The following is a 14,501-nucleotide window of genomic DNA, read 5'->3' as shown; positions in this document are numbered from 1 at the left end:
CATGCTCGAATCCGCGCACTCCCCGCGCCGCATGTGGCTGGCGGTGATCGTCGGTGTCGCGGCGTCCGCCCTTGCGGCGTGCAGCCTCACGCCGGGGGCGAATGCCCCTGAGACCCGCGAAAACCAGCCCATCTCCACCGTCGTCCCCGACGGCGAGCCGATCAGCCTGACCCTGACGCACTTCGAGGCAGACGGCACCGGCGAGGCCATCACCAGGCTCATCGAGGCGTTCGAGGCCGCGCACCCCAACGTCACGATCGAGCCCCGCTACTCGGCGTTCGCCGACTACGGCAAGAACGTCAAGCTCGTCATGTCGTCCAACGACCCGCCCGACATCGCGCAGGTCGGGCAGGCCCACGTCATGATGGGGCCGCTGGTGCAGGCCGGTCTCCTGCGCCCGTTGGACGACTACGCGCAGGCCTACGGGTGGGCGGATCGGTTCAGCCCCGGCCTGCTGGACCAGCTGCGGTTCACCCCTGACGGCATGACCTTCGGGCAGGGCGACCTCTACGGCGCATCCCTCGGCGGAAACCTCGTCGGCGTCTACTACAACCGGGAGAAGCTCACGCGGCTCGGCATCGACCCCGCGATGCCCGACCTCGCGACGTTCGTCGCGGCGCTCGAGGCGGCCAAGGCGGCAGGCGAGGTGCCCATCCAGCTCGGCAACCTCGAGGGGTGGCCGGGCAACCACCTGCTCACCGACCTGATCGCGCAGTACGACGACGTCGAGGCGATCCGGTCGTGGATCTACGGTGAGCCCGGCGCCACGCTGGACCGTCCCGGGGTGAAGCAGGCCGCGAGCACGCTGCAGTCCTGGGTCGACGCCGGCTACATCACTCCGTCGGCGAACGGGACCGCCTACGAGGACGGCACGACGAAGTTCATCAACGGCGAGGGCGTCTTCATGATCACCGGGAACTGGGCGCAGGCCCGGATCGACGAGGAGATGGCGGGCAACGCCGGGTTCATGCTGCTCCCGCCGGTGTCGGCCGGCGATCCGGCCCGGGCCACCGCGGCGCTGACCTCGCCGTTCGGCATCTCCACCCGCACCGAACACCCGGACGTCGCGGCGGCGTTCATCAACTTCATGATCTCCGCAGACGCCGCTCCGGAGCTTCTCGCGGGCGGATACCTGCCAGCACTGCGGGACAGCGCCGCGACGGCCCCGGCCGGTACCGCACAGGAGGGCACGCTCGCCGGCTGGCAGCAGGTGGCGGCGGCCGACGGGCAGGCCCTGTACGTGGACTGGGCGACCCCGTCCATGGGCGACGACACGCTGTTCCCCGAGGTCCAGCGCCTACTGGGCGGCGAGCAGACCGCCGAGGGCCTCATCGCGGCGGTGCAGGCCGACTGGGCCGAGTTCCAGGCCGACAAGTAGAGCGGACATGGTGACGACAACCGACGAGGCACGGGTCCATCCGGCCACCACGCGGGCGAAGCGGCGCGACCCGGCGGCCGGTGACTCCCGTCGTCGACGGGGCGGCCTCGAGCCCAGCCGGGTGGCGTACCTGTACCTGCTGCCCGCCCTGGCCGTCTACGCCGCCTTCGTGCTCCTGCCCCTGCTGCACACCGTGTGGCTGTCGTTCTTCGACTGGAACGGCATCACCGTCGGCACGTGGACCGGGTTGGAAAACTACGTCGAGGTGCTGCGGGACGAAGACCTGCGGGCGGCCTTCGTCCACTCGCTCGCCTTCCTGGGTTTCACCTGCGCGCTGCCGGTGGCCTTGGGACTGGTGCTGGCCGCGTTGCTGAGCCGCCACGAGATCCGGGGCCTGGCCTTCTTCCGGTCGGTGCTCTTCCTCCCGCAGGTCATCGCGATGGTGGTGGTCGGCGTGGCGTGGCGGTGGATGTACGCCGACGACGGCGCGGTCAACCAGCTGCTGCGCCTCGTCGGGCTCGACGGCGTCACCCGGGCCTGGCTGGGCGACTTCGACCTGGCGCTGCCGGCCGTCGGGTTGGTCGGCACCTGGGTCATGTACGGCCTGTGCATGCTGCTGTTCCTGTCCGGCGCCCAGAAGATCGATCGCAGCCTGTACGAGGCCGCCCGGATGGACGGGGCAGGACCGGTGCGGGAGTTCTTCGCCGTCACGCTGCCGGGGCTGCGCCAGGAGGTCACCGTCGCACTCACGATCACCGCCATCTATGCCCTGCGCAACTTCGACCTCGTCTACGTCACGACGAACGGCGGCCCGGGCAACGCCAGCACGGTGCCGGCCGTCGAGATCTACCGGTTGGCGTTCCGCGAGAGCGAGGTGGGCCTCGCCTGCGCCGTGGCGGTGGTGCTGATGGCCATCACGTTCGTGGCACTCCTGCTGATCACCCGGCTCGGAAGGGACAGGACATGACCGCCCGCCTCGAGCGCGCCGTCATCTACGTGGTGCTCGCACTCTTCAGCGCAGTGGTTCTGCTGCCGCTGGTGAACATCCTCACCATCGCCCTCCAGAAACCCGGCAGCACCGTGACAGGGTTGTCCTTCCCCACTGAATTCCATTTCGAGAACTTCGTGCGGGCCTGGGAGGTCGGTGGCTTCGCCGACCTGATGAGCTCCAGCGCCCTCGTGGCGGTCGTCGTCGTCCCGGTCGCGACGCTGCTCTCGATCCTCAGCGGATACGCCTTCGGCACCATGCGCTTCCGGGGCTCGACGGCGCTGTTCTACCTGTTCCTCATCGGGCTGGTGATGCCCTTCGAGGCCACGGTCGTGCCGCTGTACTACGACCTGCGCTCGCTGGGCCTCACCGACACCTACTGGGCGCTCATCCTCCCGGAGATCGCCCTGTCGGTGTCGTTCGGAACCTTCTGGATGCGGGCGTTCTTCCTGTCCTCGCCCCGATCGCTCCTGGAGGCGGCGCGGATCGACGGGGCCTCCAGCTGGACCACTCTGTGGCGGGTCCTGCTGCCGACCGCGCGCCCCGCGATCAGCACCCTCGCCACGCTGTTCTTCCTGTGGAGCTGGAACGAGTTCCTGCTCGCCCTTGTGCTGATCCAGGACCCCGCGCTGCGCACCGCCCCGGCCGGGCTCGGGTTGTTCGTGGGGGAGCGCACCGTCGACGTCGCCGGTCTGTCGGCCGGGGCGCTGCTCATCACGCTGCCGGTGATCGCCGTCTACCTGTTCACCCAACGACATTTCATCCGCGGAATGCTGGAAGGATCGGTCAAAGGCTGACATGAGCGCTGATCTGGGCATCGCTCCCTCGCGCGCGGCACACTCGTCCCCCGTCATCGACTTCCGATACGCGCCGCGCAGCCGGTGGACGCTCATTGGCCGCCCGTTCGACCGCCACAAGTCACTGGTGCGCGAGGACGGCGCGCTGCTGTACGGGTTCCGGAAGGTGCACCACGAGGCGTGGCTGTTCGAGCGGGTCGTCGCCCTGCGTGCCCAGACCGACGACGCGCCGCTGTCGGTGGAGCAGACGGTCGAGAGCCCACGGCGGGCGATCGTCACCACCACGATCACCTATCCGCGCCAGACCCTCACCCTCACGACGTTCGCCCACGTCGACTCCGACGGTCGGCGCAGCGACGTCACCCTGTGGCGCATTGCGGCCCACGCGGACGTCGACAAGCTCCTCACCGGGTTGCACCTGGACGTGCACGACCGGGAGCGGGTCTACGCCCCGCCCGGGCAGGCACCCACCCACGCGATCAGCTCCTTCCCCGCGGGCGCGGAGCCGCGGCTGGGCATCTGGCCCGACGACACGGCGAGCGAGGACGCTGCGGAGGCTACGGCGCCGGTTGCCCTGGTCAGCAGCCCGCAGCGCGTCTTGCGGGCGCACACCACGGGATTCGTGCCCGCGTCGGGGCTTGCGACCTTGGCCGAGGTGCTCCGGGGTGGCGAGGCCACCGAAGGGGCCGTCATCGTCCCGCTCGATGACGGGGCCGCCGACGACCTCCGGTTCGACGACGCCCGGGCCGCCCTGGCCGAGACGCGCAGCTTCTGGGACGAGCTTCCGCTCAGCCCCGCCGTGCTGGAAGTGCCCGATCCGGCCGTGATGGATGTCCTCACCGCCGCGGCGCGCAACCTCCTGCAGGCCGCCGAGCACGTCGACGGACTCCCCGTACTGCAGGTCGGCCCCACCATCTACCGGGGCCTGTGGATCGCCGACGGGCACTTCATCCTCGAAGCCGCGAGGTACCTGGGCTGGCACGAGAGCGCCGACGCCGGGATCCAGGCGTTGCTGCGCCGGGTCAAGCCGGACGGTTCGATCACCGAGATGGTGACTGACCCGCACATCAAGGAGACCGCGATCGCGGTGTTCACGATCGTGCGCCAGCACGAGCTGCGTGGCGACGACGACGGCCTGCGGGCGCTGTGGCCCACGGTCCGCCGCGCGGTGGAGCACATCGCCGCCCTGAACCGCGAGGCCGACGCCCTCCCGGCCGATCACCCGCTGGCCGGGCTCATGCCGGAGGCGTTCGCCGACGGCGGTGTGGGTGGGCGCCGTGCCGAGCTGACCACGACCATCTGGACGCTCGCCGGCTTGCGCAGCGCGGCCCGCGCGGCGCAGCGGCTGCAGCTGCCGGGCCGCGAGGGCATCACCGAGCTCTATGACCGGCTCGACGAGCGCTTCCGGGAGCGGGCCCGGCAGCTGCGCGGTGTGACGCCGGACGGCCTGCCGTACCTGCCGATGATCCCGGCGGCCACCGGGGTGCATTCCCACCACTTCCATCACCGCGTCGCCGACGAGGTCGTCGGGCGCCAGCACCGCATCCAGCCCGAGTCGGCCGTGTGGGCGCTGTGCCAGGCCATCTGGCCCGGCGAGATCCTGCCCCCTGATCACGAGATCGTCGCCGACCTGCTGGCCCTGCTCGACTCCCGCGACGACGAGGAGGGGATCCCGCTCACCACGGGTTGGCTCCCGTACCGCGCCGTCTGGAGCTACGCCGCGTCCTTCACCGCACACGCCTGGCTCTATGCCGGACGCGGTGACAAGGCGGTGGACTACCTCTACGCCTTCGCGAACCATGCAGCGCCCACCCTGGTGTGGCGGGAGGAGCAGTCGGTCACGGGTTCCGGCCACGGCCAGATCTGCGGGGACATGCCGCACAACTGGGCGTCCGCGGAGTTCGTCCGGCTCGTGCGCCACCTGCTGGTGTTCGAGGCCGGCGACGGCCTGCAGGTGCTGCCCGGCGTCCCGGACGCGTGGCTGCACCCGGGCGCCCGTATCCGCGCCCTGGCCACGCCCACCCGGTTCGGGCCGATCGACCTCGACGCCCGGGTGGACGTGGACGGTGCGGTGCAGCTCGACCTCGCCCTCGCCGACACCGGGCTGCCCCCGGCGTCGGTGCGCCTCCGGCTGCCCTTGGCGTTCACCGACGTCGCGGTGAACGGCGAACCCGTGTCCGACGGCGGCTGGATCGCCCTCCCGGTGGCCGGCCGGATTCGCGTCACCGCGCGGCGGCCGGCATGAGCGGCACGGAGAAAGCGCAGCATGCGGTCGTCACCGGCGGGGCGGGCGACATTGGCACGGCCGTCTGCCGGCGACTGCTCGCCGACGGCTACCGCGTGACGGTGCTGGATGTCGCGAGCGCCGGCGAGCGGCTGCGGGAGTCGCTCGGAACCGCGGCATGGAGGTACCGGGACGTCGACGTCTCCGACGCCCGTGCGGTCTCCGAGGTGTTCACCGAGCTCGTCGACGTCGACGTTCTGGTCTGCGCGGCCGGCATCGTGCGCTCCGCGCCGTTCCTGGAGGTGAGCGCGCGGGACTGGCAGGCACAACTGAACGTGAACCTGACGGGGTGCTTCCTGCCGGCCCAGGCGGCCGCCCGGCAGATGGCCTCCCGAGGCGGACGCATCGTGATGATCAGCTCCTGGGTCGGGGAACAGCCCTGGCCCGACATCAGTGCCTACAGCGTGAGCAAGGCGGGTGTGCTGATGCTGGTCAGGGCGATGGCCGCCGAACTCGCTCCGCTCGGGATCCGGGTGAACGCGCTGTCGCCCGGGATCGTCGCCGCGGGGATGGCCCGCCGGCAGCTCGAGACCGAGCCCGAGTACGCGGCCCGCGCCGCCACGGCCGTACCGCTCGGCCGCTTGCAGACCGCGGAGGAGGTGGCCGACGGTGTCGCCTTCCTCTGCTCGGACGCGGCGCGCTACATGACCGGTACGGCACTGGTGATGGACGGCGGGTGCTCCCTACGCGTTGTGAACGGCGGCTGACCACGAAAATGGCGGCTGATCGGCGAGGCGTCATGAGACGCTTCCGCAGGTCAACCGCCATTTTCGGGCGTGCCGTCAGTTCACGGCGACGTGGGGATCACACGTCGTAGTACAGCGCGAACTCGTACGGGTGCGGGCGCAGCCGCAGCGGGTCGATCTCGTTCTCCCGCTTGTACGAGATCCAGGTCTCGATCAGGTCGGGCGTGAACACGCCACCCTCGAGCAGGTAGTCGTGGTCGGCCTCGAGCCGGTCGATCACGGCGCCCAGGCTGCCCGGGACCTGCGGGATGTCCTTGGCCTCCTCCGGCGGGAGCTCGTAGAGGTCCTTGTCGATCGGGGCCGGCGGCTCGATCTTGTTCTTGATCCCGTCGAGACCGGCCATCATCATCGCCGAGAAGGCGAGGTACGGGTTGCCCGACGAGTCGGGGCAGCGGAACTCGATGCGCTTGGCCTTGGGGCTGCTGCCGGAGAGCGGGATGCGGATGCAGGCCGAGCGGTTGCGGGCCGAGTAGACCAGGTTGACCGGGGCCTCGAAGCCGGGCACCAGGCGGTGGTAGGAGTTCACCGTCGGGTTGGTGAACGCCAGCAGACTCGGGGCGTGGTGCAGCAGGCCGCCGACGTAGTAGCGCGCGATGTCGGACAGGCCGCCGTAGCCGGACTCGTCGTGGAAGAGCGGCTGGCCGTCCTTCCAGAGCGACTGGTGGACGTGCATGCCCGAGCCGTTGTCACCGAACAGCGGCTTCGGCATGAAGGTGGCCGTCTTGCCGTTCGCCCACGCCGTGTTCTTGACGAGGTACTTGAACAGCATGATGTCGTCGGCCGCGTGGAGCAGCGTGTTGAACTTGTAGTTGATCTCGGCCTGGCCGGCGGTGCCCACCTCGTGGTGCTCGCGCTCCACCGTGAAGCCGCTGGCGATCATGTTGCTGACGATGTCGGCGCGCAGGTCGGCGTAGTGGTCGACCGGCGGCACCGGGAAGTAGCCGGCCTTGTAGTTGATCTTGTAGCCGAGGTTGCCGCCCTGCTCCTCGCGCCCCGTGTTCCACCAGCCCTCGACGGAGTCGATGTGGTGGTAGGACTCCTGCGGGTTGGAGCCGAAGCGGATCGAGTCGAAGATGTAGAACTCGGCCTCGGGCGCCATGAACGCGGTGTCCGCCACGCCGGAGGCGCGCAGGTACTCCTCGGCCTTGCGGGCGACGTTGCGCGGGTCGCGGCTGTAGGGCTCGCCCGTGATCGGGTCGTGCACGAAGAAGTTGATGTTCAGCGTCTTGTGCTTGCGGAACGGGTCGAGCCGGGCCGTGGCGGCGTCCGCGAAGAGCGCCATGTCGGACTCGTTGATGGCCTGGAAGCCGCGGACGGACGAGCCGTCGAACGCGGCGCCGTTCTCGAGCAGGTCACCGGCGGTGGACGCGGGGACGGTGAGGTGCTGCATCACTCCGGGGAGGTCGCAGAACCTGATGTCGACGTACTCGACACCCTCGTCCGAGATGTACTTCAGGACCTCTTCGGAGTTGCTGAACACCCACTGACTCCTTCATGCGACACGCTGGTCGGGTAGGACTGCCTTCGTCGGCGGCGAACCTATGGGGGCGTTGTTGCCCGGTCGTCACTCGTTGGTTTCGCAGACGTTAACGGACTCGGCCGCGAGGTGGGTCCTCGTCACACCGATAGGCTGAGCGTCATGGCCCGCTGGATCCAGTCCTGGCTGCCCGGAGCCGCTGCGGAGGCGGGCGGGCCGTACCCGGGGGAGCGGCTGGGCCTGCCTGCCACCGGGGTCAGCTCGGTTGCGGGGTTGGGGCGCCGGGTCGCGGCGCTCGCGATCGACTGGTTCCTGGCGTACGGGATCGCGGCACTCCTCACGGGGCCCGGCGCGCTGGGCGACCCGAACTTCGGCTGGTCGGTGCTGGGGATCTGGTACCTGCTCACCGCCGTGCCGGTGGCCGTGTTCGGCGCGAGCGCGGGGAAGACCGCGTTCGGGATCCGGGTGGCCTCGGTGGACTCCTCGGCGGTGATCGGCGTGCCGCGGGCGCTGCTGCGCACGGCCATGATCGCGTTCGTGCTGCCGGCGCTCGCCCGTGACGAGGACGGCCGCGGCTGGCACGACCGCGCCGCCCGCACCGTCGTCGTCCGCAGCAGGGCTTGACCCTCCCCGTGGGGGAGACCCGAGCGTTTCCGGCCATGCACACCGACACCACCGCCCCTGAGTTCGTCGACCTGCCTGCCCGCGCCGTGCTGACCGTCGACGGCACCGGTGCCCCCGAGGCGCCCGCGTTCACCTCGGCCGTCCGCGCCCTGTTCGCCGTCCGGGCGGCGCTCGGCGCCCGCGAGGACGTGCCGCTCGAGGGCAGCTACAGCCAGGACGGCGACCCCTTGCGCTTCGACCTCGACCGGCCGGACGGCTGGCACTGGCGCCTGTCCGTTCCCGCGCCGCCGCCCGCCGTCCCGGAGACCGTCGAGACGGCCGGTCGCCGCTTCGGGGCGCCGGTGAACCTGCGCAACCAAGAGCCGCGGCAGGTGGCGCGCCTGCTGCACCGCGGCCCGTACGCCGACGAGGGGCCGTCGCTCGCGGCGCTGTACTCGTTCGTCGAACGGGCGGGCCTCGTGCCGGCCGGCCCGCACACGGAGGTCTACCTGACCGATCCGTCGACCACGCCGCCGGCGCAACTGCGGACGCTCCTGCAGGTGCCGGTCAGCCGATGGGTCTGATGCCGATCGGCGAGTTCGCCCGCCTCGCGCGCCTCACGGTCAAGGCCGTGCGGCACTACGACGCCGAGGGGCTGCTCGTGCCGGCATCGGTCGACCAGCACTCCGGCTACCGCTACTACCGCGCCGAGCAGGTGCGGACGGCCACGACGATCGCGCTGCTGCGCGGACTCGACGTGCCGCTGCCGGTGGTGCGGGAGGTTCTCTCGGCGCCCGACGACGCGACGGTGGCCGCGGTGCTCGGCGAGCAGCGGGAGCGGCTGGCCGCCGAGCTGGCCCGCCGCGAGCAGGCCCTGCGCACGCTCGACGCGCTGCGCAGGGCGCCGGAGCGGGTCCCGTACGCCGTGGGGATCACCGACCGGGCGCCGGTGCGGCTGAACGGTCGCACCGGCCGCGTGCGAGCGGTGGCCCTCGACGAGGACACCGGCGCCCTGTGCCGGGTCGTTCTGCGGGAGCTCGCGGAGGCGGGGCGCGCCCCGCTGGTCGCGGTGTTCCCGCTCGATCTGGTGGACGAGTTCGACGTGCACGTGGGGGTGCCCGCGGCCGGAGGGGACGCCCTACTGCCCGGCGGGCCATGGGCCACCACCCTGCACGTCGGGCCGTACCCGCAGCTCCCGCTGGCCTACACCGCACTGCTGGAGAACGTGCGCGAGCACGGCCACCGCCCCGTCGGCCCGGTGACCGAGACGTACCTGACCGACCCGAGCACGGCCGAGCCGGAGGAACTCGTGACGCGCGTGGCGGTGGCTCTCGGCGCGGAGGGCTGAGCGAGCTGTGCTTTCGGCGCTGTGCCGAACCTCGGAATGATCACGGGCGCCTCGCGCCCCGTTTCATGGTCATGTCGACACCATGGGTGTCCGATCTTGAACCGAGACTCATGGTGTCGATCTGATCATGGAAGGCGCGGCTTGGGCGCGCCGTCCCGGCACCCAGCCCGGCAGTGCCGGCCGTGCACCGCTCCAGGCCTCCCCCGTAGTCCGCTCGTTCACCTCGACCCCGCGCATGTGGAGGTGGCCGGGTTGGGAGAACTACCGAACTCCGTGGTTGCGCGGGCGGCCGTCCCCGACGCGGGGGCATGTCCTGGACGAGCCCGTCTGCCGGGTGCCTACACAACTATCCTGTGGTCCCGATCATCCCTGGTAGGGCGGCCACTGGATAGTTGCCTCGCTCCCTACGCGAGTGCTCGCACGCAGGTCCGGGAGGCCAAACGAGCATCTCGCAACGCGCCCACCCGATCGGTACTTCTCCGACCCGGCCCCTCTCACACCGCAGCGCGCGCGCCCACTCGCCTTTCGGTGGCGGATGCCCCCGAGTGCTCGGCCGGACCTCGATCGTGCATCTCTGACCGACCAACGCGACGGCACTCGAGAATCGCGCCAACCCCGCCAGCTCGCGCCCGCGCCGACAATGCCAGGCGCGGGCCGGGCTCAGCGCCGCCGCACCGTGCGCTGCACGCTGCGCATCTTCGCCCCGGCCGGCATCGGACCCTTGGGCATGGCCGCCGCGCGGGAGCCGAGGGCGGCGAGGCGCGCCTCCATCGACTCCATCTCCTGGCGGTTGATGTTGCGCGGCAACTTCATGAGGTGGCGCTGCAGCTTGGCCAGCGGCACCTGGCCCTCGTCGTTGCCGACGATCACGTCGTAGATCGGCATCGTGCCGGCGACGCGCGCCGTGCGCTTCTTCTCCTGCGCGAGCAGGCTCTTGACGCGGTGGGGGGCACCCTCGGCGACGAGGATGATGCCGGGCCGGCCGATGACCCGGTGCACGGCGTCGAGGTGGGTGGTGCCCGCGACGCCGGGGGTGACCCGCCACTGGCCGCGCAGGTTGTCCAGCGCCCAGCCGGCAGCGCCCGGTTGACCGTCGGCCTTGCTGAAGACGTTGCGCTGCACCCGCCTGCCGAAGATGCTGACGGCCGCCAGCACGCCGAGGGCGATGCCGAGCGGCAGCAGGATCCACTGCAGGTCGAAGATCAGCCCGATCGCGAAGACCACAGCCACGGAGAGCAGCAGCACGCCCACCATGATCGGGAGCAGCGCCTTGTCCTCGCGGCGCTGCATCTGGAACGCCTGCCAGATCTGCTTGTAGCGCGCCCTGGACGCCGCGCGCCGCGCGCGCCTGGCTTCCTGCTTGGCTGCTTTGTCGGGCTTCCCACCGGCCATGTGACGAGGATACGTGCACTACTGGTGGTTGCCGACAACGCCGTCGAGGCCAGGTGTGCGCGGTGGCACCGGTGTCGCGACGACGAAGGAGCTGATGGTCTGCCCGTGCAGCAGGAACCGGTCGAGGACGCTCTCCAGGGCGTCGATGGCCGGCACGTGCACCTTCATCAGGAAGCAGTCCTCGCCCGAGATCCGATGGCACTCGCTGACCTCGGGGACCCGGCCGGCGAGCTCCACGATCTTCGGCAGCTGGCCGGGGCCGGGGCGTACCCGCACCCACGCGGTGATCGGGAGGCCGAGCGCGGCCGGGTCGACGTCGAGGCGGTAGCCGCGGATCACCCCGGTCTCCTCCAGCTTCGACACGCGCTCGCGAACGGCGGGAGCGGACATCCCGATCCTGCGGGCGAGCTGTGCGGTGCTCTGCCTCGGGTCGTCACAGAGCAGGGTCAGAATGCGCCGGTTCGTCTCGTCGATCACCGACCTTCCGTCCGGAAGGCCATTCGCGATGCGAGGTGAGCGCGACGAAGTCATGAGGCCCCTCCGCCTTCCGATGCCCATGGTTCTCGCCGGTCGGGCCGTCAACGATAGGCCGATGCAGCGCAACCGGGTGCCCCCGCACGCGTACTTCGTGGTGAGTGCGGTCTTCCACTACCTGGGTCCGGCGTTCGCGGTACTGCTGTTCGCGCGGGTCGACGTCCTCGGCGTGGCGTGGCTGCGGATCGCCGCCGCCGGCCTGGTCTTCGCGCTGTGGCGCAGGCCGTGGCGGGTGTGGGGAAGGCTCGACGCCGGCACGCGCCGGCTCGTGCTCGGGTGGGGCGCGGTGCTGGCGGTCATGAACAGCGCGTTCTACCTGGCCATCGATCGGATTCCGCTCGGCACGGTCGCGGCGATCGAGTTCCTTCCGGTGATCGTCCTGGCCGCGCTCGCAGCGCGGACGCTCCGCAATGGGGCAGCGCTCGGGCTGGCGGTGGTCGGTGTCTGGCTGCTCTCCGACGTGCGCCTGGTCGCCGAGCCGTGGGGCTTCGCGTTCGCCGCGGCCAATGCGGGCCTGTTCGCGCTCTACATCGTGCTGGGCCACCGGGTCGCGCAGAACCCGCACGTCACGGGGATCGACGGCCTGGCGCTGGCCATGCTCGTCGCTGCGGTCGTGGCGGCGCCGATCGGCTTCCTGGACGCCGCACCCGCGTTCGTCGACCCGGTGGCGCTGGCGGCGGGCATCGGGGTGGGCATCGCGTCGTCGGTGATCCCCTACGTGTGCGACCAGTTGGCGATGGCGCGGCTGGCGCGCGCCACGTACGCCCTGCTGGTCTCGTTGCTGCCGGCCACCGCGACCGTGATCGGGATCGTGGTGCTCGCCCAGCTGCCGACCGCGCTGGAGGTGGCCGGCGTCGCGCTGGTGGTGGGCGCAGTCGCACTGCACCGCGAGCGACGGGCCGTCACGGTCGCCGAGTGAGCGCGCCGTGCCGCTCAGCGGGCCAGCAGTGAGCTCGCCTCCTGGGCCGCCGGGCCCTCGGCCGCCAGGTGGGCCAGGTCGGGGGAGAGCTCCTCGCCGCGGTGGGCCACCGTCTGGGCGTAGAGCCGGCCTGCGCGGTAGGACGAGCGCACCAGCGGCCCGGCCATCACGCCCGCGAATCCGATCTCCTCGGCGGTCTTCGAGTGCTCGACGAACTCCTCGGGCTTGACCCAGCGCTCCACCGGGTGGTGGCGGGCCGAGGGGCGCAGGTACTGGGTGATCGTGATGATTTCGCAGCCGGCCTCGTGCAGGTCGTGCAGCGCGGCGGTGACCTCGTCGGGGGTCTCGCCCATGCCGAGGATCAGGTTCGACTTGGTGACCAGCCCCGCCGACCGCGCCTTGGTGATGACCTCGAGCGAGCGGTCGTAGCGGAACGCGGGACGGATCCGCTTGAAGATCCGCGGCACCGTCTCGAGGTTGTGCGCGAGCACCTCGGGGCGCGCGCCGAACACCTCGGCGAGCTGGTCGTCCTTCGAGTTGAAGTCGGGGATCAGCAGCTCGACGCCGGTGCCGGGGTTGAGCTTGTGGATCTGGCGGACCGTCTCGGCGTAGAGCCACGCACCGCCGTCCTCCAGGTCGTCACGGGCGACGCCGGTGACCGTGGAGTAGCGCAGCCCCATGGTGCGCACGGACTCCGCGACGCGCCGGGGCTCGTCGCGGTCGAGTTCGGCGGGTTTGCCGGTGTCGATCTGGCAGAAGTCGCAGCGGCGGGTGCATTGCTCGCCCCCGATGAGGAAGGTGGCTTCCCGGTCCTCCCAGCATTCATAGATGTTGGGACAGCCGGCCTCCTCGCACACCGTGTGCAGGCCGCCGGAGCGCACGAGCGACTTGAGCTCGGTGTACTGGGGTCCGGTGCGGGCCTTCGTACGGATCCACGGCGGCTTGCGCTCGATCGGGGTCTCGCTGTTGCGGACCTCCAGGCGCAGGAGCTTGCGACCCTCGGGTGCGATCGTCACGGCCCCAGGCTACGCCCCACCAGCGCGCCGATCGGAGGTTGCACCGACGCTGCACGCAGGGCGGGGCTAGGTTCATCACGTGGACCTGCGGATCTTCACCGAGCCCCAGCAAGGGGCCAGCTACGACGACCAGTTGCGCGTCGCCACCACCGCCGAGGCGGCCGGCTACAACGCGTTCTTCCGCTCCGACCACTTCCTGAAGATGGGCGACGTCTCCGGTGAGCCCGGGCCGACGGACGCGTGGCTCACGATCGCCGGGCTGGCCCGCGAGACGTCGCGGATCCGGCTGGGCACGCTCGTGAACTCGGCCACGTTCCGGCTGCCAGGGCCCCTCGCGGTGGCCGTGGCGCAGGCCGACCAGATGTCGGGCGGCCGCGTGGAGCTCGGGTTGGGTGCCGGCTGGTTCGAGGCCGAGCACGCCGCGTACGGCATCCCGTTCCCCGGCCTCGGCGAACGGTTCGACCGGCTCGCCGAGCAGCTCGAGATCATCACGGGGCTGTGGGGCACGCTGCCAGGCGACCGGTATTCGTTCAGCGGGGAGCACTACAGCGTCACCGACTCGCCCGCGCTGCCCGAGCCGGTGCAGCAGCCGCACCCACCGGTGATCGTCGGCGGCCACGGCCCGAAGCGCACACCCGCGCTGGCGGCCCGGTTCGCGAGCGAGTTCAACGTGGGCTTCTCGCCGATGGACGTCGTTGCGACGCAGTTCGGGCGGGTGGACTTGGCCTGCGAGGCCATCGGCCGCGACCCGTCCGAGATCGTGCGCTCGGTCGCCCAGACGATCGCGGTTGGCCGGGACGACGCCGAGGTTGCCCGCCGGGCACTGACGATCGGGCGCAAGGTGGACGACCTGCGCGCGGCCGGGATCGCCGGCACCCCGTCCGAGGTGGTCGACCGGCTCGGGGAGTGGCGGGAGAAGACGGGCATCACCCGCATCTACCTGCAGCTGCTCGACCTGGCCGACCTGGACCAGGTGGAGCTCATCGCGTCGCAGGTGGCCCCGCAGCTCGATTGACCCA

General features: G+C 71.1%; 14 protein-coding genes. 10 read left to right on the top strand and 4 right to left on the bottom strand.

Annotated elements, in window-relative coordinates:
* Position 1: 1 nt before the first annotated feature.
* The 5 genes from K1T35_RS29475 to K1T35_RS29455 are packed head-to-tail and all read left to right on the top strand — an operon-like array spanning position 2 to position 6,154.
* Positions 2–1,378 carry an ABC transporter substrate-binding protein gene (locus K1T35_RS29475; RefSeq protein WP_220255057.1) on the top strand — a complete coding sequence of 459 codons (1,377 nt, stop codon included), beginning with the start codon at positions 2–4 and terminating at the stop codon, positions 1,376–1,378.
* Between the two features lie 7 nt (positions 1,379–1,385).
* Complete coding sequence (locus tag K1T35_RS29470; protein WP_220255056.1) at positions 1,386–2,345, top strand: carbohydrate ABC transporter permease; 960 nt, start codon at positions 1,386–1,388, stop codon at positions 2,343–2,345.
* Positions 2,342–3,163, top strand: a complete 822-nt coding sequence (locus K1T35_RS29465) for a carbohydrate ABC transporter permease (RefSeq protein WP_220255055.1) — start codon at positions 2,342–2,344, stop codon at positions 3,161–3,163. The genes K1T35_RS29470 and K1T35_RS29465 overlap by 4 nt, the downstream gene beginning before the upstream one ends.
* 1 nt (position 3,164) lies before the next feature.
* On the top strand, positions 3,165–5,408 hold the full coding sequence (locus K1T35_RS29460) for a hypothetical protein (protein WP_220255054.1): 2,244 nt from the start codon (positions 3,165–3,167) through the stop codon (positions 5,406–5,408).
* Positions 5,405–6,154: an SDR family NAD(P)-dependent oxidoreductase gene (locus K1T35_RS29455; RefSeq protein ID WP_220255053.1), complete on the top strand. Its 750-nt coding sequence runs from the start codon at positions 5,405–5,407 to the stop codon at positions 6,152–6,154. The genes K1T35_RS29460 and K1T35_RS29455 overlap by 4 nt, the downstream gene beginning before the upstream one ends.
* A 97-nt stretch (positions 6,155–6,251) precedes the next feature.
* Here K1T35_RS29455 and glnA read toward each other — a convergent pair whose 3' ends face one another.
* Entirely contained in the window at positions 6,252–7,673 is a 1,422-nt protein-coding gene (glnA, locus tag K1T35_RS29450) for a type I glutamate--ammonia ligase (protein WP_220255052.1), read from the bottom strand.
* Between the two features lie 159 nt (positions 7,674–7,832).
* Between glnA and K1T35_RS29445 the strand changes: the two genes are divergently transcribed.
* Genes K1T35_RS29445 through K1T35_RS29435 form a run of 3 tightly spaced genes read left to right on the top strand, consistent with a single transcriptional unit; the run spans position 7,833 to position 9,621 of the window.
* Entirely contained in the window at positions 7,833–8,294 is a 462-nt protein-coding gene (locus tag K1T35_RS29445) for an RDD family protein (protein WP_220255051.1), read from the top strand.
* 35 nt (positions 8,295–8,329) lie between these two features.
* A complete protein-coding gene (locus K1T35_RS29440) occupies positions 8,330–8,857 on the top strand; it encodes a GyrI-like domain-containing protein (protein ID WP_220255050.1) in 528 nt (175 codons plus the stop codon).
* A complete protein-coding gene (locus K1T35_RS29435) occupies positions 8,848–9,621 on the top strand; it encodes a MerR family transcriptional regulator (RefSeq protein WP_220255049.1) in 774 nt (257 codons plus the stop codon). The genes K1T35_RS29440 and K1T35_RS29435 overlap by 10 nt, the downstream gene beginning before the upstream one ends.
* Positions 9,622–10,281: 660 nt before the next feature.
* On the opposite strand, the gene K1T35_RS29430 is transcribed toward K1T35_RS29435, so the two are convergent.
* Together K1T35_RS29430 and K1T35_RS29425 are read right to left on the bottom strand one after the other, a co-directional pair.
* The gene (locus K1T35_RS29430) at positions 10,282–11,013 is read right to left on the bottom strand and encodes a DUF4191 domain-containing protein (RefSeq protein ID WP_220255048.1); all 732 of its coding nucleotides are present in this window, start codon (positions 11,011–11,013) and stop codon (positions 10,282–10,284) included.
* 18 nt (positions 11,014–11,031) lie between these two features.
* Complete coding sequence (locus K1T35_RS29425) at positions 11,032–11,490, bottom strand: Lrp/AsnC family transcriptional regulator (RefSeq protein ID WP_255620870.1); 459 nt, start codon at positions 11,488–11,490, stop codon at positions 11,032–11,034.
* Between the two features lie 115 nt (positions 11,491–11,605).
* On the opposite strand from K1T35_RS29425, the gene K1T35_RS29420 reads away from it, so the two are divergent.
* The gene (locus K1T35_RS29420; protein WP_220255046.1) at positions 11,606–12,466 is read left to right on the top strand and encodes a DMT family transporter; all 861 of its coding nucleotides are present in this window, start codon (positions 11,606–11,608) and stop codon (positions 12,464–12,466) included.
* Positions 12,467–12,480: 14 nt separating this feature from the next.
* Here the strand turns inward: K1T35_RS29420 and lipA are convergent, their stop codons facing one another.
* Positions 12,481–13,482 (bottom strand): lipoyl synthase, encoded by a 1,002-nt coding sequence (lipA, locus tag K1T35_RS29415; RefSeq protein WP_220255045.1) that lies wholly within the window; start codon positions 13,480–13,482, stop codon positions 12,481–12,483.
* A gap of 79 nt (positions 13,483–13,561) precedes the next feature.
* On the opposite strand from lipA, the gene K1T35_RS29410 reads away from it, so the two are divergent.
* Positions 13,562–14,497: an LLM class F420-dependent oxidoreductase gene (locus K1T35_RS29410; protein WP_220255044.1), complete on the top strand. Its 936-nt coding sequence runs from the start codon at positions 13,562–13,564 to the stop codon at positions 14,495–14,497.
* Positions 14,498–14,501 lie beyond the last annotated feature (4 nt).

The organism is Pseudonocardia sp. DSM 110487, assembly GCF_019468565.1.
Lineage (GTDB): Bacteria > Actinomycetota > Actinomycetes > Mycobacteriales > Pseudonocardiaceae > Pseudonocardia.
This window is presented reverse-complemented; position numbering and strand designations above follow the sequence as displayed.

Excerpts from the sequence above, each read along its gene's own strand:
- K1T35_RS29475 (WP_220255057.1), top strand. The coding sequence starts at position 2 with ATGCTCGAATCCGCGCACTCCCCGCGCCGCATGTGGCTGGCGGTGATC.
- K1T35_RS29470 (WP_220255056.1), top strand. The coding sequence starts at position 1,386 with ATGGTGACGACAACCGACGAGGCACGGGTCCATCCGGCCACCACGCGG.
- K1T35_RS29465 (WP_220255055.1), top strand. The coding sequence starts at position 2,342 with ATGACCGCCCGCCTCGAGCGCGCCGTCATCTACGTGGTGCTCGCACTC.
- K1T35_RS29460 (WP_220255054.1), top strand. The coding sequence starts at position 3,165 with ATGAGCGCTGATCTGGGCATCGCTCCCTCGCGCGCGGCACACTCGTCC.
- K1T35_RS29455 (WP_220255053.1), top strand. The coding sequence starts at position 5,405 with ATGAGCGGCACGGAGAAAGCGCAGCATGCGGTCGTCACCGGCGGGGCG.
- K1T35_RS29445 (WP_220255051.1), top strand. The coding sequence starts at position 7,833 with ATGGCCCGCTGGATCCAGTCCTGGCTGCCCGGAGCCGCTGCGGAGGCG.
- K1T35_RS29440 (WP_220255050.1), top strand. The coding sequence starts at position 8,330 with ATGCACACCGACACCACCGCCCCTGAGTTCGTCGACCTGCCTGCCCGC.
- K1T35_RS29435 (WP_220255049.1), top strand. The coding sequence starts at position 8,848 with ATGGGTCTGATGCCGATCGGCGAGTTCGCCCGCCTCGCGCGCCTCACG.
- K1T35_RS29430 (WP_220255048.1), bottom strand. The coding sequence starts at position 11,013 with ATGGCCGGTGGGAAGCCCGACAAAGCAGCCAAGCAGGAAGCCAGGCGC.
- K1T35_RS29420 (WP_220255046.1), top strand. The coding sequence starts at position 11,606 with ATGCAGCGCAACCGGGTGCCCCCGCACGCGTACTTCGTGGTGAGTGCG.